Here is a 21,922-nt window from a genome sequence, read left to right on the forward strand (position 1 = left end):
CGAAAGACCAATTCTGATGAAAAAACTCATCAATAACCCTGACAGTTATGTCGACGAAGCGCTTGAAGGCATGCGCCTCGCCCATCCTTCGAGCTATAAAATTTCGGGCAGCAATGGTCGTGTCGTGGAGCGTGCAGCGCGGAAACCGGCCGGTAAGGTTGGCGTGGTGTCTGGCGGCGGGTTTGGTCATTTGCCGCTGTTTGCCGGTTATGTGGGCGAGGGGCTACTCGATAGCTGTGCGGTTGGGCACGTGTTTGCAGGTCCCTCTTTTGACGATGTGTCCGAGAGCCTGAAGGCGGCGGATTTTGGCGGCGGGGTTTTGTCGATCATTGGCAATTATGGCGGCGATACCATGGTCTTCGGCATGGCCAATGATGTGCTGGCAGCAGAAGGCACCGACTGGGCCACCGTTATTGTGGCCGACGATGTGGCCAGTGCGCCCAAAGAGAATGCGGAGACGCGGCGCGGCGTGGCGGGCCTGATTTTTGCGTTCAAGATTGCCGGAGCGGCGGCGGAAAAAGGCCTGACGCTTGAAGCGGTCAAGGCCATCACTGAAAAGGCCATGGCCGGATGCCGCTCCATGGGTGTTGCCCTTTCGGGCTGTACGGTGCCCCAGGCAGGTGAGCCGACATTTGTGCTCGATGCGAATTCCATCGAGATGGGCATGGGTATCCATGGCGAAAAGGGATTGTGGCGCGGTGCGCTGAAGCCCGTTGACGAGATTGCCGCCGAAATGGTTGAGCGCCTGCTGGCCGATTTGGAGCCCAAGAAGGGTGGGCGGTTAGCTGTGCTCGTCAATAGTCTTGGCGCAACGCCGTTGGATGAACTTTACATCTTGTACCGAAAGGTTGCGGAACTCCTCGACGCGGCGGGACTGTCGGTCGCTTACTCGCTTGTCGGGCACTATGCGACCTCGATGGAAATGGCCGGCGCCTCGCTATCGATAATGGCGGTCGATGATGAGCTGTTGGATATGCTCAATGCGCCGGTCAAGTGCCCGCTTTGGAGAGCCTGATGTCCAAGTCTTTCAACGGAAAGGATATCGGTGCGGCAGCGCAGCGCGTGGCTGAGGCGTTTGTCGCCAACACCGAGCGCTTCAACAAGCTTGATGCCGCGGGCGGCGACGGGGATATGGGCACGACGCTTTCAACGGTTTCCAAAGCCATTCTGGCGGATATTGCGCCTTACGGTGATGACGTTTCCGAGGCCTTTATGCGGCTTGCGAAAATCATCTCCAAACACTCCGGCTCGAGCCTCAGCGCTGTGATGATGACGGGCTTGATGACACTGTCGATGAAAACCAAAGGGCAGAAATGCGCTGATTATCTCGACCTTGACGCATTGCTCGCCGAAGCGCTCACGGCCATGCGGCAGCGCTCCAAAGCGCAATTGGGGAGCAAGACTGTGCTTGATGGCGTGCACGCGATTTCACAGGCAGTGAAAGGCCTCGAGGACGCGCATCAAGTGGCGCGGGCCGCGCATGGGGCCGCAGCCGAAACACTGACCGCCTTTCGCGACAAGCCCGCGATCATGGGCCGGCTGCGGCTCGAACCTTCCAAAGGCGTTGGGTCCGACGACCCCGGCATGGTGGCGCTAGACGTGGGCGTTGCCGCTATGACCCATTCCGCTCCCACTTACACATAGTCAGTCGACAAGATGAACGACCAGATCTCAGGGACCTATCAGGGGCCCGCCACCATCGGGCGCCCTGAACTGCCCGAACGCGCTGATGTGGTGATTGTGGGGGGCGGGATTATCGGCGCAGCGACCGGGCTGTTTCTCGTCAAGCGCGGCTTTTCGGTGGTGATTTGCGAGAAGGCGCACGTGGCCTGCGAGCAGTCGGGCCGCAATTGGGGCTGGGTGCGCAAAATGGGTCGCGATCCTTCGGAAATCCCCTTGTCGCTGGCGAGCGCCACACTGTGGGCGGGGATGAACGAACTGACCGGGCGGGAAACGGGGTTCCGGGAAACCGGAATCCACTATCTTTGCATGACGCCGAAGGACTTGCAGAAATACTCCGACTGGTTGGACATCGCGCAAGAGCACGGCATCGACTCAACGTTGCTGACGCCCAAGCAATTGGCCGATGAACTACCGAGTCTGGCCGGAAATTGGGAAGGCGGGCTTTATACCAAGAGCGATGGGCGCGCGGAGCCATCGTTCGCGACACCTGCGATCGCGGCGGCGTTCCGCGAGAGCGGCGGCACGATTATCGAAAGCTGTGCCGTGCGCACCATCGAGACCGCGGGCGGGGCTGTGCATTCGGTTGTGACCGAACATGGCGAGATTAGATGTAGTAATGTCGTTTTGGCGACCGGCGCGTGGACGCGGCTGTTCTGTGGCAATTTGGGTATCGATTTCCCGCAGCTCAAAGTTATCGGGTCGGTAATGCGCACCAAGCCGCTGGAAGGCGCGCCGGAATGTGCGGTGGCGGGCAATGATTTTGCATTCCGCAAACGGCTTGATGGCGGCTACACGATTGCGCAAAAGAATGCCAATCTGGCGCAAATTGTGCCCGACAGTTTCCGGCTTTTTTTCCAGTTCCTGCCTGCCTTCCGCTCAGAGGGTAATGAAATCCGCCTCAGATTTGGTCAGGCGTTTTTCAACGAGTTGGCAATGGCGAAACGCTGGACGAGCGGCGAGGTGACGCCGTTTGAAAAGCTGCGCGTGCTCAATCCCAAACCTTCCGAGGATATTTTGAGGGAGGGCTTGCGCAATCTGACAAAGGCATTTCCGGAATTTGCGGGCGCCCAACTCGCCGAAGGCTGGGGCTGCGCAATTGATGTTACGCCCGATGCCGTGCCGGTGATTGATAGTGTTGAAGGAATAAGTGGCCTCGTTCTCGCAAGTGGCTTCTCGGGCCATGGGTTCGGCATCGGACCGGGTGCGGCGCATTTGGTCGCTGACATCATATCGGCTGAAACGCCGATTGTTTCTATGGAGCCATTTCGATTCGATCGATTTGGAAAGCTGCGGCATTGAAGCACGAGCCAAGGAAATGAAAGAAGTTCGGGACGGACGAGAGTTGCGAGATCGCATGTGCTCCTGCGTGCACCCTCGGTGTCTCGGAAGTTGAGCATCTTTGTGGTGGTCGTTGCAGCCGATGCCTCGACTTTCGGAAATCCGCTACCTCGTAGCCGCCGCTGAGAACGGAAGCCTGCGAAAGGCGGCCGAATTGCTCGGTGTCGGGCAGTCCTGCGTAAGCCGCAAGATCATGCGTCTGGAGGAAAAGCTCGGTGTTTCGCTTCTCGAACGGGGCAATACAGGCGTCCGGTTGACCAATGCCGGCCAACGGCATCTTGAAGAGGTGCAGGACCGCGCTTCAGCAACTGGACCAGGCGCGGCGCGCAGCCCATTCGGCGGGTCGCGCCGATACCGGAAACGTTCTGATCGGCGTTCTGACATCACTTGCCGGCGGTTTCCTTTGAAAGCTCATCGTCGGCTATCAGCAGGAATATCCGAAGATTCGGATCGAGGTCCATGATGGTGGCAGGGACCAGCACATAGCTGCTCTACGAGCACGCGAACTTGACGTCGTCTTCGTGCCGGGCGAATGCGAGTACCGGAACCGCGAATGCGTCGAGCTTTGGTCGGAACCCCTCCATATCGCCTCACCGACACGACACATGCTGGCCGAGCGCCGGACGCTGGATCGGACGCCTACGGTTTTGGGTTCAGGGAACGAGCCTTGCGGCCGCGGGGACGCACGAAGATCAGCACGCGAACGTCCCTCCCTGTGCGAGGGACCGAACGGTCTGCGCGGCGCCGCGATGCAGGAGTGACTCCAGATGGCCGATCAATGCGGCCCGAAATTCGGGGTCCCGCGCCAGGGTTTCGCCGAAGACCTCGCGCACCTGCAGGAACCCGTCGACCATGTTGGCTGGGTCGCCGCCGGCCCGAGCGATCGCCCGCAGCCGCCTGGACAGGGGATCCCTGACATCGATCTCCCGCCCCGTTTCGTCGATGCCTGAAACGTAGCGCATCCATGCCGCGACGGCCAGCGCGCCACGGGATATCGGCAGACCGAGCCGAAGACGGTCCTGGATGGTTCCCAAAAGTCGCTGAGGCAGTTTCTGGCTGCCGTCCATGGCGATCTGCCATGTCCGGTGTCTGAGGGCCGGATTGGCGAAACGTTCCAACAGCATATCGCAATAGGCACCGGGATCGCCGGTCCCGCTTGGCAGCGTTTCCATGACTTCGGCGTTCATGAAGTCGCGGGCGAGGTCGCGGAACGCGGGATCCGCGACGGTATCGCTGACAAACTCAAAACCGGCCAGATACCCAAGATAGGCGAGCATCGAATGACCGCCGTTGAGCATGCGGAGCTTCATAATCTCGTATGGCCGGACATCGGCAACGAGCTCAACGCCCGCCGTTTCGAACTTTGGCCGGCCCGCGGTGAATCTGTCCTCCATCACCCATTGCGTGAACGGTTCGGTCACGACCGGCCATGCATCGTATCGGCCGGTCTCCTCGACCACATTCATCCTGTCCTCATCAGTCGTCGCCGGTACGATCCGGTCGACCATGGTCGACGGGAAGGCGACCTCGGTATTGATATGCCGTGCCAATTCCTCGTCGTGCTGAGCCGCAAATTCGGTAACGATCGCCGCCGTCGTTCGCCCGTTTTCCGGCAGGTTGTCGCACGAGAGGACGGTGAACGGTATGACGCCAGCGGTCCGGCGCAATTCCAGCGCACGGCAGAGCAGTCCGGGGGCGCTCAATGGCGCATCGGGCGTGGCAAGGTCGTGGACGATAGCCGGGTGGGCAAGCGATAGACGTCCTGTGGCCGGGTCGTGACAGTAGCCCTTTTCCGTGATGGTGAGCGAGACGATGCGGGTTCTCGGATCCGTCATCGTTCGCAGCAGCTCCCGGTGCCGGGATCCGGAATGCAATACGCCGATGAGGGCGCCGATGACGCGACATTTCGTTTCCGACCCGCTACGCGTTACGAGCGTATAGAGAAAATCTTGGGGCGCCAGAGCACGGAGCGTGTCGGGTCGCCTGAGCGACGCGCCAACAATCCCCCAGGACGGATCACCGGACAGCAGGTCGTCGATATAGGCGGCCATATGCGCGCGGTGGAACGCGCCGACGCCCAGATGAACGATCCCGGGCGTCACGCTGGGCCGGTCGTAAGGGATCAATGCTGCCGAATTTGACTCCGAGAGTCGCGATCGCAACGGATCATCCATCGAATTCGATCAGTGCCTTTATCAAGCCGGACTTGTCGGTCGCCCATATCGGGATGTTGCCGATCGCCTCGGCAAGGCTGGTCCGGTGCGTGATGAAATCGCGGAGGGGAACGTCATCGTTCCGGATGGCGCTGATGACGCGCTCGAAATCGCTGGACGTTGCGTTGCGGCTGCCGAAAAGTGTCATTTCGCGGCTATGGAATACGGGGTCAGGGAATGTGATCATGTCGTTGACCACACTGACAAGAACGTAGCGGCCGCCATGCGCCACATACCCGAATCCCGCCTGCATCGATCGTTGGTCGCCGGTGGCGTCGAAAACGACGTCATACCCCTCGCTCCGCGTGCGTGCCGAGATGGCCTCCGCCGGATTGCCGTCACCGCCAATCGCGTCGACGCCGAGAATGGATTTTGCCGTCGCGATTCTCTCGGCCGACATGTCCAGTACCGTAACGTCGCCGCCGGCCAGACGGCCGAACAGCGCGACGCCCAGGCCAATCGGGCCTGCGCCGACGACGAGAATCCGGTCACCTTCGGCAACCGCGCCGCGCCGGACGGCATGGGCGCCGATCGACAGGAACTCGACGGATGCGCAGGCGTCGGCCGAAAGACCATCCGCGTGAAGAAGGTTTCCCACAGGAATGGACAGCAGTCCCGCCATGCCTCCGTCCCGATGCACGCCAAGGACCGAGATCCGCGCGCAGCAATTGGGCTTGCCGGCGCGGCAGGCGTTACACCCGCCGCAGGCGATATACGGATTGACGACGCATAGCTCGCCGATCGCGAATCCCGAACCCGCCGGGGCTTCCAACACTTCGACGGCGAGCTCATGACCCATGACGCGTGGGTATTGAAGATACGGGTGCTTCCCCTCGAAAATGTGAAAATCGGTACCGCAGATGCCGACCCGATGGGTCCGCACCAACGCGTGCCCGGGTTCCGGGTGAGGTGGTGGTCGCTGCTCCAAATGCAGGAACCCCGGTTTGGAACACACGAGAGATTTGTTCGACTGCATGACACGCTCGCCCGTCGCTGAAGTTGAAGGCCGGCCGGAAAGGCAGGCGAGGGGACCGGCGGAAGGCCGGCCCCCTTGTCTTCTGCTCACTTGAACTGAGCCATGCTTGCCTTGGTTACCAGGGCGGCACCGGAGTCGATCAGAGAATCGACTTTTTCACCGCGGATGGCCTTGACCAGGGCGTCAACGCCCAGTTCCGCCATTTTGGCGGGGAACTGGGCCACCGTGGCGTCTTCGATACCGGCGGTCAGCGCTTCTTCCTCGCCGCAGCAGAAGTCGAAGCCGACGAGTACGAATTCGTCGAGGTCCTTTTTGGCATTCTTGACAGCCTGCGCGGCACCCGCCGCCGGCGGTCCACATGCCGCGTAAATCGCCTTCAGGTCGGGATTCGCCGTCAACAGGTCTTCGGCAACGTTGATGCCCAGTTCCTCGGTACAGTTCGTGGTACCGCGCCCGACAATCGTGACGTCGACGCCTTTCAGACCGTCGAGCATACCGTTCACGCGGTCGTCGAGCGACGGAACGCCAGGAACGCCTTCCAGTATCCCCAGAGTGTCGCCATCCGTGAGCACGGTCTTCAGATACTGCCCCGCGATCTTGCCGGCGTTATAGTTATCCGTTGTCGCCAGCGCCGTCCTGCCATCCCAGTCCGGGATGTTGTTATCCATCAGGACGATTTTCACGCCGGCGGCGATTGCCTTGTCGAGCGCGGGCGCCACGGTCGGGTCGACAGGGGTCAACGCGATCCCCTGAACCCCCCTTGTGACCATGGATTCGATAAGGGCGATCTGCCCTTCGATATCCGTGGCGGAGGTTCCCTGGCCGTAGATGATGTCGACGCCCGGATTTGCTTCGGCATAGGTCTTGGCGGCGTTTTCCATCGTGGCGAAGAACGGGACCGGGAACTTGGTAATGAAGCCGATCTTGACGTCTTCGGCTTTGGCAGAACCGGCAGTCGCAGCGGCGAGCGCGAGTCCGACCAGGAACAGTCTGAGTCTCAGTCTCATATCACTCCTCCCTCTCATGACCGCATCACGGCGACGCGATCCCCTTGTTCACCGCCGTGACGGGGCGGTGAATTCGCTAGGCCTCCGCCCCCACGATCATGGCGACCATGTCCTGTTGATTGGTGCGCTCCGGCTTGAGTTCACCGACCTTCAGTCCCTGTCGCAGCACGACCGCCCTGTCGGCGAGTTCGACCACATGTTCCATGTTGTGGGTGATCAGGATCACCGCGTTGCCCTCGTCGCGCAGTTGCGCGATCAGGTCCAAGACCTTGTGGGACTCCCGCACGCCCAGCGCCGCCGTCGGCTCGTCGAGGATCACCAGCTTGCGGGCGAACACCGTCGCGCGGGCGACGGCGATCGCCTGGCGCTGACCACCTGACATCAGCGCGACCGGGGCATCGAATTTCGGCAGCCTTACCTTCAGCCGATCGATCACCGCGGAGGCTTCACGGTCCATTGGGCGCTTGCGCAAGAAGCGGAGCGGGAGGGGCAGCCAATTCGGATACGACAGTTCTCGACCGCAATAGAAGTTTTGCGCCGGCGTCAGGTTGTCGAACAACGCGAGGTCCTGGTAGACGGTTTCGATCCCGGCGTCGCGGGCCGTTGCCGGGGAATGCAGGGCCGCCGGTTCGCCGTCGAGAAGAATCTCCCCTTCGTCCAGGCTGTGTACGCCGCTGATACATTTGACGAGTGTCGACTTGCCGGCACCATTGTCGCCCAACAGGGCGAGAACTTCGCCGCGATAGGCGTCGAGACCGACGTCCCGCAACGCGTGGACCGCGCCGAACCGCTTATGCGCATGGCGGACGGACAGCACCGGCGATGCGGCGGCGGCGCTCATTGGACCCTCCCTGCCTGCAGGACGCGCGCCCGGCCTTCCAGATAGTTGCGAAACACATCCGCCTCGACCGCCAGCACGATGATGGTGCCTATGGCGATCATCTGAAAGAACACGTCGACACCGAGGAGGTTCAAGGCATTGCGGATCACACCGATCATCACGGCGCCGATCAGGGCATGACCGAGATGACCGCGCCCGCCGAGGAAACTGGCGCCTCCGATAATGACGGCCGCAATGGTATCCAGTTCCAGGAGATTTCCGTAAAGCGGGGAACTGGCCGCGGTCCTTCCGGCGAGCGCGACCGCTCCAATCCCCGCGCAGAGGCCAGATATCGTGTAGACCGATACCAGGACGCCCTTGACCGGAATACCCATCTCAAGCGCCGCTTCCGGCTGCCCGCCGACCGCATAGACCCAGCGGCCCCAGACCATGGACTTGGTCATGACGAGAATTAGAAGCGCGACACCTGCCACGACGAAGAAGGAATTCGGCAAGCCGAGACTGGACTCTCCGCCGAGAAATGTCACAAATTCCGGCATGCCGCGCATGGTCGTGTGACCGATCGAGAATTCGAGCGCCAGGCCTCGGCAGATGCTGAGTGTCGCGAGGGTGATGATAAAGGGATGCGGCAGCCGTCCATATACATAGACGATACCGTTGACCGCGCCGACGAGAGCGCCGGTAAGAACCATCGTCAAAATGACCACCGTCGACGAGTCCGCCACGCGATACATCAGGCCGCCCATCACGGTTGCGAAAGCAAGGTTCGCGCCGACCGAAAGGTCGATGCCCTTGGTCAGGATGACGAGCTGCTGACCCATGGCAACGATGGCGATCACCGCGGTTTGCGCGGCGATGTTGCTCAGATTGCCGGGGCTCAGGAAATTTGGCGTGAAAAATCCGATCAACGCGACGAGCAGCGACAGGATCAGCAAAGGACCGAAGCCGAGGAGCTTCAGGGCAAGGGAAACGGCGAGCAATCCCTTGCCCGGCTTGTCGCCCCCGCCCCTGAATTGCGTAGCCCACGCCTCGGTTTCTTGTGGTGCGGGTTCCGACCTTTGCAATGGAGTTCCCCATCCCGAATGTTTATTATGGAGAAAAAACGATTGTTAAGTACAAAAAGCCACCTGACGTGACTCGTCAAGAGGTTTTTTATCCATTAAGAACGAATTGGAATCTGGAAGCGATATCTTGAAGACGGATACGGTATTCAAACGCGCGTTCAATGACGCCCTCGATCTGGTCGTCAGGCTCCGGGAGGGGAACCCTTGCCGTCGGAGAGTTCGCTCAGCGCGCAACTCGGTGTCAGCCGGACCACAGTTCGCAAAGTCCTCGCCGCATTGTCGGAAAGAGGCGTCGTCTCCGGAGTGGGACGGCATTGGATCGTTCAGGCACCAAGCGGCGCGCCCGAGCGGTTCCCGGAGGCTGAAACCGTTCCGACTGCGGCGCAGGTCGAACGGCGGTTCATGGAGTGGATGCTGCGCGACAACGCCCGGCCGGGAACCGTTATCAACGAGCTTGAGCTCGCACGCCGGTTTGGCGTCGCGACCACTGGCATCCGTGAGTTTCTCAACCGATTCAGAAGCTTCGGCCTGATCGAGAAGCGACCTAATACGGGTTGGGTTTTCAATGGGTTCACGACTGAATTCGCGCTGGAGCTTTTCGAAATACGGGAGATGTTCGAATTGCGGTCGGCGCGTGCCTTCGTGGCGCTTTCGCGAAGTTCACCGCTTTGGCGACAGCTTGAGATCCTGCGGGACGAGCACATGGCCCTGCTCGGCGAGATCGAGCAGCGCTATCACGACTTCTCGGATCTCGACAGCCGGCTCCACAGTCTCATCAATGCCGCGTCGCCGAACCGGTTTATCGAGGGCTTTTACGACATCATCACGGTGATCTTTCACTATCACTATCAGTGGAACAAGCAGGATGAGCGGCAACGCAACGAGGTCGCCATACGGGAACATCTGACCTACATCGACGCCCTGCTCGGGCGGAATGCCGATGCGGTCGATGCTGCGTGTCGGGCGCATATGACGTCGGCACGTGAGACCTTGCTCCGATCCACGTCGGAATTGGGTCCGCCGGGTGGCAAGGCGTAAGTGGGCTCGCCTGTCTCGGGACTGCGCCGGTCCCCTCGCGTGGCTTGGCGCCTTCGGCGAATGGGCCGGTTCATCGGAAAAATGCGGGCAGCGTTCCGCCCGCTGGGCGTCCGGGTGACCGGGCACGCAAAAATCGCCGCCACGGTCGCCTTCGCCCCGTCTGACCGAGCGCGGTATCTTACGGGCCCGTGGCTCTTCGTCGACGGGGGACACATGCATCTCGACCGCGCGCTTGCAAGGAAGGGCGAATGACATCGAATTATATTTTGTTGTCCCCGAAGGATAATATTCTGATCGCCCTGGCCGATCTTCCCGCCGGCACGATCCTCGGCGGGGTCGCCCTGGCCGGCGCAGTTGCGCGCGGCCACAAGGTCGCCCGGGAGGCCGTTCCGGCCGGCTCGCTGGTGCGGCGCTACGGTCAGATTATCGGCCAAGCCATCGTGGACATCGCCCCGGGGAGCATGTTCACACCGCCAATCTGGCCATGGCCGACCACACGCAGGATTACGGCATTGGCAGTGAGGTTCAGCGGGTCGCGCCGGCCAATGAGGAACGCTTCTTCCAGGGGTACAGGCGCGCCGACGGGCGGGTGGGGACGCGGAACCATGTCGGAATTCTGTCCACGGTCAACTGCTCCGGTTCCGTCGCCCGCTTCATCGCCGAGGCGGCGGAGAAAAGCGACTGGTTTGCCGGCTTGAAGAACGTCGACGGGATCGTCCCCATCGTCCACACCACAGGTTGCGGCATGGCCGGCGATGACGAGGGTTTCCTCACCTTGCACCGCACGCTGCAGGGCTATGCCCGGAACCCGAACTTCGCCGGCATTCTTCTCGTCGGGCTGGGCTGTGAGGTTATGCGGGTTTCCGGTCTCGTCGGTCCGGATCGGCCGCGCGCCGACGGCAATATCCGGCACATGACGATCCAGGACATGGGCGGCACGAAACGGACCGTCGAACGCGGCGTCGGGATTCTGCGCGAATTGTGTGAGGTCGCCGATACCTGCCGGCGTGTGCCGGTTCCGGTTTCCGAACTCGTCATCGGCATGCAGTGCGGCGGTTCGGACGGCTATTCCGGCATCACCGCCAATCCCGCACTGGGCGTCGCTTCCGATCTGCTGGTGGCGCATGGCGGCACCAGCATCCTGTCCGAAACGCCGGAGATCTATGGCGCGGAGCACCTTCTGACGCGTCGCGCCGTCAGCCGCGAGGTCGGGGAGAAATTGATCGCGCGCATTCGCTGGTGGAAGGATTATACGGTACGCAATGGTGGCGAGATGAACAACAATCCCAGCCCCGGCAACAAGAATGGCGGGCTCACGACGATTCTCGAGAAATCGCTGGGGGCCGTGGCGAAGGGCGGATCGGCGCCGCTGGAAGGCGTCTATCTCTATGCCGAGCCGATCGACCGGCATGGCCTGGTCTACATGGACAGTCCCGGGTACGACCCGTGCTCCGTCACCGGCCAGGTCGCCTCGGGCGCGAACCTGATCGTCTTCACCACGGGCCGCGGCTCGGTGTCCGGATTCAAGCCGGTCCCCTGTATCAAGGTCTCGACGAACACCGAGATGTATCTGCGCATGCGAGACGATATGGACATCAACACGGGCGATGTGCTCGACGGGGTGTCGCTGGAGGATAAGGGACGGGAACTGTTCGAACTGTTCATCCGCGTCGCTTCGGGCGAGACGACCAAGTCGGAGGAGCTGGGCTTCGGTGGCGTTGAGTTCGTGCCCTGGCAGATCGGGGCGGTGATGTAGTGGCAGGCGATGATGGAAGAGGTTTTTCACTGTGACTGATCGGCTGAAAGGCAAATCCGCGTTTGTGACGGCGGCGGGGCAGGGGATCGGACGGGCCTCGGCTCTCGCCATGGCGGCGGAAGGCGCGCGGGTCGTCGCCACGGATATTGACGGCGACGCCTTGGCCGCGCTGGCTGAGCATGGGATTGAAACCCGTATGCTGGATGTGCGCGACCCGAAGGCGATCGTCGACGCTGCGGCGGCTGTGGGCGCGGTCGACATTCTGTTTAACTGCGCCGGTTTCGTCGCCAACGGCACCATTCTCGATTGCGATGAGGGCCAATGGGCCTTCTCGCTCGATCTCAACATGACCGCCATGTACCGCATGTGCCGCGCCATTCTGCCCGGAATGATCGGGAACGGCGGCGGGTCGATCATCAACATGTCTTCGGTCGCCTCCTCGATCATCGCGGCGCCGAACCGTTTCGTCTACGGCGCGACGAAGGCGGGGGTGATCGGATTGACCAAGTCGATCGCCGCGGACTTCATCGACAGGGGTATCCGCTGCAACGCGATCTGTCCGGCCACGGTGGAGAGCCCCTCGCTGCACGATCGTCTGCGGGCGACGGGCGACTACGAAGCCGCCCGTGCGGCGTTTGTCGCGCGTCAGCCGATCGGCCGGATCGGCCGACCGGAAGAGGTCGCCGCACTGGTGGTTTATCTCGCTTCAGACGAGAGCGCGTATACCACCGGCGTCGCCCATGTCATCGACGGCGGCTGGGCCAACGTTTGAGGAGCCCGACATGAAGCTTTTGCGTTTTGGTCCCGCAGGGGACGGGAAACTGGCACGCTGGCAGAGGACGGTACCGTTCGCGATCTGTCGGCGCATGTCTCGGATATCGCAGGCGCGGCGATTTCACCGGATGGATTGGATCGCCTGCGGGCGGTTGATCCGATGAGTCCGCCGACAGTCGATTCCGCCATGCGTCTCGTTTCCTATCTGTCGCAATTCATGATGCAGCGTCCGGGTGACGTGATTTCTAACGGAACGCCGCCAGGCGTCGAACTGGGCATGAAGCCGCCGCTCTACCTGAAACCGGGCGATGTGGTGAAACCTGGTATCGACGGTTTGGGGCGCCAGCGCCAGGAGGTGGTCGCGGATTGCCGACGGGTCTGATCGACACGCACCAGCATCTTATCCTGCGGGATCGCTTCGGCTATGCCTGGGCGGACGCGGTTCCCGCATTGGCGGAAGGGTCGTTCACACCGGAGGACTTCGACTTGGCGGTGGCCGGGTTCCCGGTAGCGGGCGCCCTGTATATGGAAGCAGGAGTGGACGATCCGGACTACAGGGCCGAGACCCGCCATATTGCGCGGTGGGTTCGGGCCGGTCGCTATCTGGGGCAGATCGCGTCCTGCCGGCCGGAAGAGCCGGGTCTCTCCAACTGGCTGGACGAATGCGCGTCATTGGGGGTGGCTGGTTTCCGCCGCATCCTGCATGTCATGCCGGACGACCTCGCGCAGACCGAGGCGTTCCGCATCGGCCTACGAGAGATCGGTCGGCGCGGCTATACGTTTGATCTGTGCGTTCGCGCGGATCAGCATGATATTGCCGCCGACCTGTTGCGGGCGTGCCCCGATCAGCAGTTCGTTCTCGACCATTGCGGAAATCCGGATATCGCGGCTGATGGTTTCGACGCCTGGTCGCGGAGCCTGTCCGCATTGGCGGCGTTTCCGCATCTTGCGGTCAAGATGTCCGGGATCTCAGCGAATGCCCGCGCCGATCAGCACACTCTCGAGCACCTCTCTTCCTATCTTGACCGGGTATTCGAGTTGTTCGGTGCGGATCGTGTCGTATGGGGCAGCGACTGGCCGGTCTGCAACCTCGGTATGGGCGTGTCGCGCTGGATATCCGTTTCGCTGGATTACTTATCCGGCCTCGGCGCGGCGGAGAGGGAGGCGGTGGCGGAGGCCAATGCACTCAGGATCTATCGGCTGCGCTGAGCTTCTCGGGATCGGCGCGCTTGGCGACGTGGTCGGTCGGCGGGGCGATCGGCAGCGGGACTGTCAGGAATTTCGTGCTTGAGGCCATGATGATGGAAAGGAGAATCATCGCATGGCCATTGAGAAGGAACTATTGGATCAGCTGCTTGCCGGACGTGATCCTGATTTAGTCCGGAAATCTCTGGCCCACCCCGAGGGCATGTTGGGTAGCACCCCACGGGGAGCAGGTCACCGGTCAGTCGCTTTATACCGGTTGGAAATCAGGATACTCCCGACCGTGGTCAGAACGGCGGTGACGACCAGAAGAATAAGCGCCAGGGCCGCACCGAACGGCCAGTTGCTGGCGCGCGAGAACTGCTCATAGACGGTCGGAGCCATCATCTGGAACTGAGGCCCTCCCAGGAGCTTCGGCGTGGCATAGGCATTCATGCATAGGATGAAAACCAGCGTTGCCCCGGCCAGAACGCCTGGTAGGGACAGCGGCAACAGCACCCGCCAGAACGTGACGTCGGGCCGTGCGCCGAGATTGGCCGCCGCCTCTTCGATATGACGTGGAATGCTTTCGATCACCGAGGCGAGTGTCAGGATCATATAGGGCAAGACAATGCCCACGGTGGCGAAGACAACGGCGCCCGGCGTGTAGAGCATCTGCAAAGGCTCGGAAATCACGCCGAGCCCCCGCAGCGAGGAGTTTACAAGCCCCTCCGTGCTCAACAGGGCGATGTAGCCGGCAGACCGCACCACACCGCCCACAAGCAAGGGAAACATGGTCAAAATGGTCAGCTTGCTCTTCCAGCGGCTATCCATCCGAGCCAGCCAGTAGGCCGGTCCGTAGGCAAGAAGGGTCGTCAGAAGCGTGCAAATCAGCGCGATCACAACCGTCGTCAGAAGGATCTTCTGATAATAGGGGTCGCTTACCGCGCGAACATAGTTCTCGGCGGTAAAGGCCTCCTTCATCAGATAGAGCGGATCGAACTGATTGAACGAGTATCGTGCCATCAGCAACATCGGCGCGCCGAGCAGCAAGAGCACTAGAAAACCAGCCGGAAGAACAAGCAAGGCCATGGTTCAGCCCTTAAAGACCCGGTTCCAGGTGTCCAGCATGGACGCCTGGTTTTCCATGATGTAGTCGAGATCCGGCTTCCACAGGCGGTTCTGCTCGGCCTCGCTGAAACCGATCTGCGCTTCCAGCTCCGGATCGATTTTCGCGTTACTGACCGTCGGCAGATAGCCCATCTTGGTCGCGAAGGCAGCTTGCGCGGCCGGGTCGAGCAGGGCGTTCATATAGGCCAGGCCGCCTACCGAATTGCGCGCGTTTTTGGGAACGCCCGCCTCATAGACGGCAGGGAATGCGCCCTCATCGGACACAACCCAGCCCAGGTCGATGCCTTTCTTGTTCCAGCTGAAGCCACGGGCCGCGGAAATGACCGTGATCCAGATATCGCCGGACGCCAGGGCGTTGCCGACGGCTTCCGTCGACGGCAGGAGCTTCGCGTCCAGATCTTTCCAGGCCTCGAGGCCTTTTTGCGCGCCATCGAAATCGGACAAAGTGCCGCCATTGGCGATGGCCGCGTAGGCCATGTTGGTGGTGTAGAGGAAATCGCTGAGCCCGATCTTGCCCTTGTAGGCCGGGTTCCACAGTTCCGAAATCGACCGCGGCGGCGTCTTGATCAGATCCTTGCGGTAAACGATCGCATGGGCGGAATAGATGAGAGGAATTGAGTACTTCTTTTGCAGAAACGGCAGGATGTTGGGGTATGTCGCGACGTTGGATGCATCAAGGCTTTCCAATGCTCCGATCTTGGCCGCCGCATGCATGTCAAAATCAGCCAGAAGAGCGGCGTCCATGCTGCCGCGGCGGTTCATGCGCTCGGAGATCAGCTTCGTGCGGCGCGGAACCGGACCGGAAATTTCCTGCAGTATATTGAACCCCTTGGTCTGCATGATGGTGTCGACATTGTTCTTCAGGAGGTCGCCGAAAGTGCCGCCCCACGTGCCAACCACAACATCCTGGTTGGACTGCGCGTGCAGCCCGGTTGGAAGCAGGGCGGCCGCGGAGGCGGCGGCCAGGAAGGCGCGACGGTTGAGATTGAACATGCTGTTCTCCTGTTGGTTTAAGGAAGGTCCGGACTTATTTTTGTAGGAGGCGCACGTCTGCGACGTCCCAACGCAGGCGTACGGTTTCGCCGGACCGAAGTCCGCTCAAAGTGTCGTCGGGTCCCGGAGTGGCGGAGATGACCGTTACGGAGGTCTGCCCAACCAGGGCGGTGTATTCGGTCTGGGCGCCCAGATAGAGCACCTCACGCAGCTCGCCGATCAGCCCGTCGCCCTCCCGACTCAAACCGATTTTTTCAGGGCGGATGCTGTAGTAGACCGCATCCTGGTGCGGGCTTTCCCCGTCCAGAGGCAGCAGTTCGCCGGTGTCGGTGACAAAGCCGCCGTCCCCCGGCCGGCCGCCGACCACGTTCGAGCGCCCGACGAAATCGGCGACAAAAGCATCGGCGGGCCGCTCGTAGAGGTCTTGAGCCGTGCCGCTTTGGCGGACTGTACCGTGCTCCATCAGCACCAGCCGGTCGGACATGGTCAGGGCTTCTTCCTGATCATGGGTCACCATCAACGTGGTCAATTCCAGCGATTGCTGCAGGGTGCGGATCTCGCTGCGCACCTGGCCACGCAGTTTCGCGTCGAGATTGGACAGGGGCTCATCCAGCAGGAACAGGTCGGGATTGAGCACCAGTCCACGCGCTAGGGCGACGCGCTGTTGTTGGCCACCGGACAGATGGCGGGGAAAGCGTTCGGCCAGATGGTCGAGGCGTACCCGGCGCAGGGTCTCCATCGTCCGGCTGTCGCGCTCGGCCTTGGCAATCTTGCGCATTTCCAGACCGAAGCCGACATTCTGCGCCACCGTCATATGAGGGAAGAGGGCATAGGACTGGAACACCAGCGCCGTGTTGCGGCTGTATGGGGCAGGTGGGTGACATCTCGTCCATTGATGACGATCGAGCCGGCGGTCGGCTCGACAAAGCCCGCGACCATGCGCAATGTCGTCGTCTTGCCGCAGCCCGACGGGCCAAGCAGGGAAACCAGTTCGCCCTTGCGGATCGTCATGTTCATGCCGCTGACGGCAACCGCGCTGCCAAAATCCTTGCGGATGTTGATGAGTTCGAGGGATTTCATTGGCCGGGACCTTCTCAAGGGGTCAGACGATGCGCGAGAGCTTCACGTAACGGTCGGTGATCAGCATCATCGTCGCGATCACGACGATCTGAATGGAGGCGACCGCCGCCAGGGTCGGATCGATCTGGAATTCCAGGTAGTTGAGCATTGCGATGGGAAGCGTGCTCATGCCCGGGCCGACGAGGAGCAGGGTCAGTTCCAGGTTCTCGAAACTCTGAATGAAGGAAAACAGGCTTGCCGCCACGATCGCCGGACGGATCAGCGGCAGCGTGATGCGGTAGAAAACGACCCATGGTCTGGCGCCGAGATTCGCGGCGGCTTCCTCCGCGCTGGTGTCCAGACCCTGCAGACCGGCCGTCACCACGCGAACGGTCCAGGGGATCGTCAGCAGGACATGGGCGGCGACGAGGCCGGGCAGCGTTCCGACGATGTCCATGTCGAACCGGTTTTGCGCCATGAGGTAGATCAGATACAGCGCGGTGCCTGCCACGATCCCCGGCACGATGATCGGCCCCAACAGAAACGTAGAGATCGCCTGTTTGAAGCGGATTCGGCTGCGCACCAACGCCAGCGCGGCGGCGGTTCCGGCCGGCACGCCAATCAATGTCGCGATCGCGGCGACCTTCAGGCTGACGGTAAACCCGCCCAGGAACTCCGATCTGCGGATGGCGTTGTGATACCAGTCCAGCGACAGGCCTGACGGCGGAAACGTGATGATCGCGTCGCTGAAGAACGACGTCACGATCAGCAGGACCACCGGCAACAGCATGACGGTGTAGGCGATCCAGATACCGCTGCGATATAAAAGGCCCGACAGGCGCATCACACGGGTTCCTTCCGCAAATCGGGCAAGAAAAGCCCGGCGAACCGCGCGGCGGACGCACTCAGGCGGGCAATGGTTTCCGGTGAAAAGGCGCCCTTTTGTCCCAGAAGATTGATCTGACCGAGCGCGGCGCCGTCTTGCCGGCGCACAGGCAGGTTCAGCACGGCCTCGCAGCCGCTTTTGATGATCGTCTCCCAGTCGGGAAAATCGATGCGCAGCGCCTCCATGCCGTCGGACAAAATCGGCTGCGCGGACACGCGCACCTTTTCCATCAACGGCGCGTCGGAGAACCGTTTGAACCCGTCATGGGCAAAGAGCTCCGGCGCCGTGGAATAGAGCCGGTTTGCGCCGCCGTCCTCGTAACGCAGCACGGTAAGGTATTCAATATTGGCGGTTTCGCGCATCTCACGGACCAGTGCGGCAAAGCCGTCGGTGCCTGCTGAAAAGCGGATTGGCACCTCCTGATCGAGCGGGAGATGGAAGCTTGTCCGACCAAGATCGACGGTGATCCGCGGCGGCTTGCCATGGGGAACCTTCTTGAAGTGGTCCTTGTCGGCGCCGGAAATGGAAAGGCGAAGCTTGCTGCCAGCCTGAAACACCCAGGCGGTCGGCAGCAGCGCAACGCGTATGCTCAGCACCTCGCCAAGCGGCAAGGGGCTTGCGCTCTCCCGATGAAAATCACGGTAGGGCCAGGTGATGCGAATTGTCTCCGGTGCTTCTGTTTCCTGTCGGAACAGGGCGCGGAGCACGCCTTCGCTCACGTAGCGTTCGGATCCGTCCGCCTCGACTTCACTCAGATAGACAAACAGACCGGCATCGGGGGCGTCGAACGCCGCCGCGAGATCCAGCACCGCATGTCCGGCAAAGGCCAGCGGGGCTTCCAACGGCGGGCTATCCCAGGAAAGCATCCGGGCGGTGCGGCCTTGCCAGTCGTGGTAATAGTCGCGCGAATCCATTCCCGCGATACGTTCGTATCGGGTCTGGGACCCGGTGCCCAGGGTCGGATCGACCTGGTAGGCCGCCTGCCCGTCCGCTTGCTTCGTGGCAAGCGCGCCGTGGGCGGCCGGGAAGAGCTGGACTTCGCTTGTGCGTGGCGGCCAGGTCTCCGCTTCGCCCCAGCGCTCCTCATGCAGCCGGTAATAGGAGACTGCAGGCTCTGTCTTCAACCCCGTATCGGCGCCCAGCAGATAGGTGTCGAAGAAGCGAAGCACGCAGCCTAAGACAGGAAAGTCCGGAGCCTCGTCCTTTCGCCACGGCGACACGTCGATGCGCGCGCCGTGATCCCAGGGGCCGAGCACGAGATGACGCGGATTGCGGCTGAGCGTCAGATGACGCGCGATCGCGCCATTGGCGTATCCGGCGCCATCCAGCCAGCCGGAGATCGACAGGATGGCCACATCCTCGCGTATGCCCTTGCAATAGGAATAAGGACTGATCGAGGCGCTGCTGTAGTGTGGGTCGTAAGGAAGCCCATCTTCGCGATAGCTCAAATCCGCCATGAAGTCAGTCTGTCGGAAGTTGCCCTGATGCTCTTGCACGGCGGCCCTGGCAAGGCTGCCGTCGCTGTCCTCATCGACCGGGTGCGGGCCCTGGTAATCAGGGCTGGCGTAGTAGCTGAAGTCCTTCAGATATTCGCGCTGATCGAGATCGAGGCCCATCATCAGGCGGTCATAGATTTTCGTCAGGGATGCGCACTGCATTCCGCCGGGGAAATAGTTGTCGGAATAAGTATCCCAGACGGAGAAAAGCGGCGCGATCGCCTTCACGGACGAGTGCCCCGTGGAAGCGAGGAAATCGGAGGCAGCCCCGAGGTAGGATATGCCCGTGGCGCCGAGTACGCCATTCGACCAGGCTTGCGCGATCACCCAATCGGCGATCTGCGCACTGTCCTCGCGTTCCTTCGGCGAACGGAAGCCGTCGCGCGTCCCGAAGCTGGCACCGGTACCGCGTACATCAATGACGACGACAGCGTAGCCGCGCGGCACAAAATAATCGCTGATTTTTCCGGTGTTGGGACTGGCGGTGACGGTGGAGCTAGCCGTGCGCTTGAAGCGGCGGAAGTAAGGCGTGAAAACCAGCAGACTGGGAAAGCGTGCGGTTTTGGCACCTCCATCCGGCAGATAGACATCGATCGCGATCCGACACCCGTCTTTCATCTCGACGTATTGCGAAGCCGGCTGCGGCGGCAATCCGAAAGGAACCTTTCGCGCGGCCTCGTAGGCGGTCACCCGTGTTCGGAGATCCGGGGAGATGGGCATGTTTTGTGATCCGTTTTACTTCTCTGCCTCCAATCAGCGCCTCTTTTCTTGATTGCGTAAAGTGCATAATAAGTCACTATACGTGCATTTTTCGTAATAACTGGCAGGTGAGATGATAAATCAGAGGTGTCTAGAAGCCCTTAGGGCCTTCGTGGAATGCGGCTCTGTCAGCAATGCCGCGGCCCGCCTTTTGCGCACGCCACCGCAAGTCAGTCGATTGCTGTCCGCTCTCGAGGAGGAGGTCGGCCTTGAGATCTTCTCCCGTCGGGGGCGCAAGCTGCACCTCACCAAGGCCGGAGAGGAGTTTTACAAAGAGGTTGAACACCTGATGTCCGCATCCGATCAGCTCGATCGGCGGGCGGATCAGATCCGACGCGGGCAGAAGGATCACATCCGCATCCTCACCGCGCCGTTCATCTCCCATGCCTTGATCAATCATTCCCTCGCGCGGGTGATGGCGCGCCATCCGCGCATGACCGCCCAGGTGGAGTCTCGCGTGCGCCTGGATATCGATGTCTGGGTAACCGAGGAGACCTTCGACCTCGGGATTGCGCCGCTGCCCATCAAGGCAGGGCCTTTCGAGATCGAGCCCTTCCTGGATTTGCCCATGGTGGTCGCCATGCATGTTTCCCATCCGCTTGCCAGATTGCGGACGGTCAGCTTCGACGATTTCGTGGAACATGAGATTATCGCCACACATGCGCAGTCCCTGCTCGGGCAGCATCTGGAAACATTGTGCAACCGCACCGGGAAAAGGCTGAAGATCCGCATTCAGGCCCGCAACGGCGTCATCGCCTGTCAACTGGCCGGGCTCAATCTGGCGTGCTGCCTGGCGGATCCTTTTGTGGCGCTTTCAAGTGGAGTCGAGAATCTCGTGCTCCGCCCTTTCGAGCCCACAGGTGTTTTGAGATATGCGTTTCTTTATCCGACCTGGGCAAACCGGACCGCTGCCGTCGACGAGATGTCGAAAGAGATTCGCGACACTGCCCTGGAATTGAAGAAGAGGATTTTTCATGGAGAGCCGGCCACGGATCCCGAAAATGGTTAGTAATAGGTGATTTGAACGTCGGCCACGACGCGTTTGAGATATCCGCGCCCCGCGTGCCTGTGAACCGGCATGCAAGATTGCCCCGTAGCGGGGTGATCGGCGTTCAACAATGACCCCTTCACATTGGTGGCCATGATGCTTCCGGGGCAACTTAGGAGCAGGTTGGGGATGTTGGTCGTGGAGACGATTGCGAAGATTCGTCGGGCGTATTTTCAGGACAGGAAGCCGATCAAACAAATTTGTCGGGAGCTCCGGATTTCGCGGAACACCGTGCGCAAGATCATCCGAACCGGTGCGACCGAATTCACCTACGAGCGCGATGTTCAGCCCCAGCCGAAGGCTGGGCCGTGGCGGGCCGAACTCGACCGCATGCTAGCCGAGAACGCGGGCAAGCCGAAGCGTGAACGGCTAGCCCGCATTCGGATATTCGAGGAGCTCCAGGCGCTCGGCTGCGAGGGTGGCTACGACGCCGTGCGGCGCCACGCGGCGACGTGGGCAAAGTCGGAGCGCGAAGCGTCGGCGGCGGCCTATGTCCCGCTCAGCTTCGATCCCGGCGCGGCCTACCAGTTCGACTGGAGCCATGAGATCGTTCTGATCGACGGCGCGACCACCTCATCCAGAGCAGCGCGAGCGAACCACCTGGGAGGTCTTCGAAGAGGAGCAGCCGAGCCTTGTGCCCTAGAGCAGATCCGTTTCTTACAGAATCGGATCTTTGCT

The 21,922-nt window shown here is 61.4% G+C and carries 17 protein-coding genes and 4 pseudogenes; 10 read left to right on the forward strand and 11 right to left on the reverse strand.

Features of this window, described 5'->3' with window-relative positions:
* Positions 1-16: 16 nt before the first annotated feature.
* The 3 genes from D1F64_RS08315 to D1F64_RS08325 are packed head-to-tail and all read left to right on the forward strand — an operon-like array spanning position 17 to position 2,982.
* Positions 17-1,015, forward strand: a complete 999-nt coding sequence (locus D1F64_RS08315) for a dihydroxyacetone kinase subunit DhaK (protein WP_117412063.1) — start codon at positions 17-19, stop codon at positions 1,013-1,015.
* Positions 1,015-1,644 (forward strand): DAK2 domain-containing protein, encoded by a 630-nt coding sequence (locus D1F64_RS08320; protein ID WP_117412064.1) that lies wholly within the window; start codon positions 1,015-1,017, stop codon positions 1,642-1,644. Before D1F64_RS08315 ends, D1F64_RS08320 begins: the two co-directional genes overlap by 1 nt.
* 12 nt (positions 1,645-1,656) lie before the next feature.
* Positions 1,657-2,982: an FAD-binding oxidoreductase gene (locus D1F64_RS08325; RefSeq protein WP_117412065.1), complete on the forward strand. Its 1,326-nt coding sequence runs from the start codon at positions 1,657-1,659 to the stop codon at positions 2,980-2,982.
* Between the two features lie 731 nt (positions 2,983-3,713).
* Here D1F64_RS08325 and D1F64_RS08340 read toward each other — a convergent pair.
* The 5 genes from D1F64_RS08340 to D1F64_RS08360 all read right to left on the reverse strand — a co-directional run bounded on the left by D1F64_RS08340 (position 3,714) and on the right by D1F64_RS08360 (position 9,038).
* Positions 3,714-5,147: a mannitol dehydrogenase family protein gene (locus D1F64_RS08340; RefSeq protein ID WP_248304661.1), complete on the reverse strand. Its 1,434-nt coding sequence runs from the start codon at positions 5,145-5,147 to the stop codon at positions 3,714-3,716.
* A gap of 40 nt (positions 5,148-5,187) precedes the next feature.
* On the reverse strand, positions 5,188-6,210 hold the full coding sequence (locus D1F64_RS08345; protein ID WP_117412069.1) for a zinc-binding alcohol dehydrogenase family protein: 1,023 nt from the start codon (positions 6,208-6,210) through the stop codon (positions 5,188-5,190).
* An 86-nt stretch (positions 6,211-6,296) separates the two neighbouring features.
* Positions 6,297-7,211 (reverse strand): sugar ABC transporter substrate-binding protein, encoded by a 915-nt coding sequence (locus D1F64_RS08350; protein ID WP_346432323.1) that lies wholly within the window; start codon positions 7,209-7,211, stop codon positions 6,297-6,299.
* 82 nt (positions 7,212-7,293) lie between these two features.
* On the reverse strand, positions 7,294-8,058 hold the full coding sequence (locus tag D1F64_RS08355; protein WP_117412071.1) for an ATP-binding cassette domain-containing protein: 765 nt from the start codon (positions 8,056-8,058) through the stop codon (positions 7,294-7,296).
* Positions 8,055-9,038 (reverse strand): ABC transporter permease, encoded by a 984-nt coding sequence (locus tag D1F64_RS08360; protein ID WP_248304662.1) that lies wholly within the window; start codon positions 9,036-9,038, stop codon positions 8,055-8,057. The genes D1F64_RS08355 and D1F64_RS08360 overlap by 4 nt, the downstream gene beginning before the upstream one ends.
* 211 nt (positions 9,039-9,249) lie before the next feature.
* Here D1F64_RS08360 and D1F64_RS08365 point away from each other — a divergent pair.
* From D1F64_RS08365 to D1F64_RS08390, 5 genes and pseudogenes are all read left to right on the forward strand, one after another.
* Positions 9,250-10,160, forward strand: a pseudogene (locus tag D1F64_RS08365) (GntR family transcriptional regulator).
* 248 nt (positions 10,161-10,408) lie between these two features.
* A pseudogene (locus D1F64_RS08375) lies at positions 10,409-11,916 on the forward strand (altronate dehydratase family protein).
* Between the two features lie 31 nt (positions 11,917-11,947).
* Entirely contained in the window at positions 11,948-12,688 is a 741-nt protein-coding gene (locus D1F64_RS08380) for an SDR family oxidoreductase (RefSeq protein ID WP_117412073.1), read from the forward strand.
* A gap of 195 nt (positions 12,689-12,883) precedes the next feature.
* Positions 12,884-13,072, forward strand: a pseudogene (locus D1F64_RS08385) (fumarylacetoacetate hydrolase family protein); the annotation flags it as partial.
* Positions 13,057-13,899: an amidohydrolase family protein gene (locus tag D1F64_RS08390; protein ID WP_248304663.1), complete on the forward strand. Its 843-nt coding sequence runs from the start codon at positions 13,057-13,059 to the stop codon at positions 13,897-13,899. The pseudogene D1F64_RS08385 and the gene D1F64_RS08390, both read left to right, overlap by 16 nt.
* A 228-nt stretch (positions 13,900-14,127) precedes the next feature.
* Here D1F64_RS08390 and D1F64_RS08395 read toward each other — a convergent pair whose 3' ends face one another.
* From D1F64_RS08395 to D1F64_RS08415, 6 genes are read right to left on the reverse strand one after another with little or no spacing between them, the layout of a single operon-like run.
* The gene (locus D1F64_RS08395) at positions 14,128-14,964 is read right to left on the reverse strand and encodes an ABC transporter permease (RefSeq protein WP_117412074.1); all 837 of its coding nucleotides are present in this window, start codon (positions 14,962-14,964) and stop codon (positions 14,128-14,130) included.
* 3 nt (positions 14,965-14,967) lie between these two features.
* The gene (locus tag D1F64_RS08400; protein ID WP_117412075.1) at positions 14,968-15,996 is read right to left on the reverse strand and encodes an extracellular solute-binding protein; all 1,029 of its coding nucleotides are present in this window, start codon (positions 15,994-15,996) and stop codon (positions 14,968-14,970) included.
* 34 nt (positions 15,997-16,030) lie between these two features.
* Positions 16,031-16,840 carry an ABC transporter ATP-binding protein gene (locus D1F64_RS08405; RefSeq protein WP_248304664.1) on the reverse strand — a complete coding sequence of 270 codons (810 nt, stop codon included), beginning with the start codon at positions 16,838-16,840 and terminating at the stop codon, positions 16,031-16,033.
* Positions 16,807-17,076: an ATP-binding cassette domain-containing protein gene (locus D1F64_RS24380; RefSeq protein WP_248304665.1), complete on the reverse strand. Its 270-nt coding sequence runs from the start codon at positions 17,074-17,076 to the stop codon at positions 16,807-16,809. The genes D1F64_RS08405 and D1F64_RS24380 overlap by 34 nt, the downstream gene beginning before the upstream one ends.
* A 22-nt stretch (positions 17,077-17,098) precedes the next feature.
* Positions 17,099-17,899 (reverse strand): ABC transporter permease, encoded by an 801-nt coding sequence (locus tag D1F64_RS08410; protein ID WP_117412076.1) that lies wholly within the window; start codon positions 17,897-17,899, stop codon positions 17,099-17,101.
* Positions 17,899-20,157, reverse strand: coding sequence for a CocE/NonD family hydrolase (locus tag D1F64_RS08415; protein WP_117412077.1), 2,259 nt, complete (start codon positions 20,155-20,157; stop codon positions 17,899-17,901). Before D1F64_RS08415 ends, D1F64_RS08410 begins: the two co-directional genes overlap by 1 nt.
* Positions 20,158-20,269: 112 nt before the next feature.
* Here D1F64_RS08415 and D1F64_RS08420 point away from each other — a divergent pair, with 112 nt between their 5' ends.
* Together D1F64_RS08420 and D1F64_RS08425 are read left to right on the forward strand one after the other, a co-directional pair.
* Positions 20,270-21,205: a LysR family transcriptional regulator gene (locus tag D1F64_RS08420; protein WP_117412078.1), complete on the forward strand. Its 936-nt coding sequence runs from the start codon at positions 20,270-20,272 to the stop codon at positions 21,203-21,205.
* A gap of 168 nt (positions 21,206-21,373) precedes the next feature.
* A pseudogene (locus tag D1F64_RS08425) lies at positions 21,374-21,820 on the forward strand (IS21 family transposase); the annotation flags it as partial.
* Positions 21,821-21,922 lie beyond the last annotated feature (102 nt).

It is taken from the genome of Breoghania sp. L-A4 (genome assembly GCF_003432385.1).
GTDB lineage: Bacteria > Pseudomonadota > Alphaproteobacteria > Rhizobiales > Stappiaceae > Breoghania.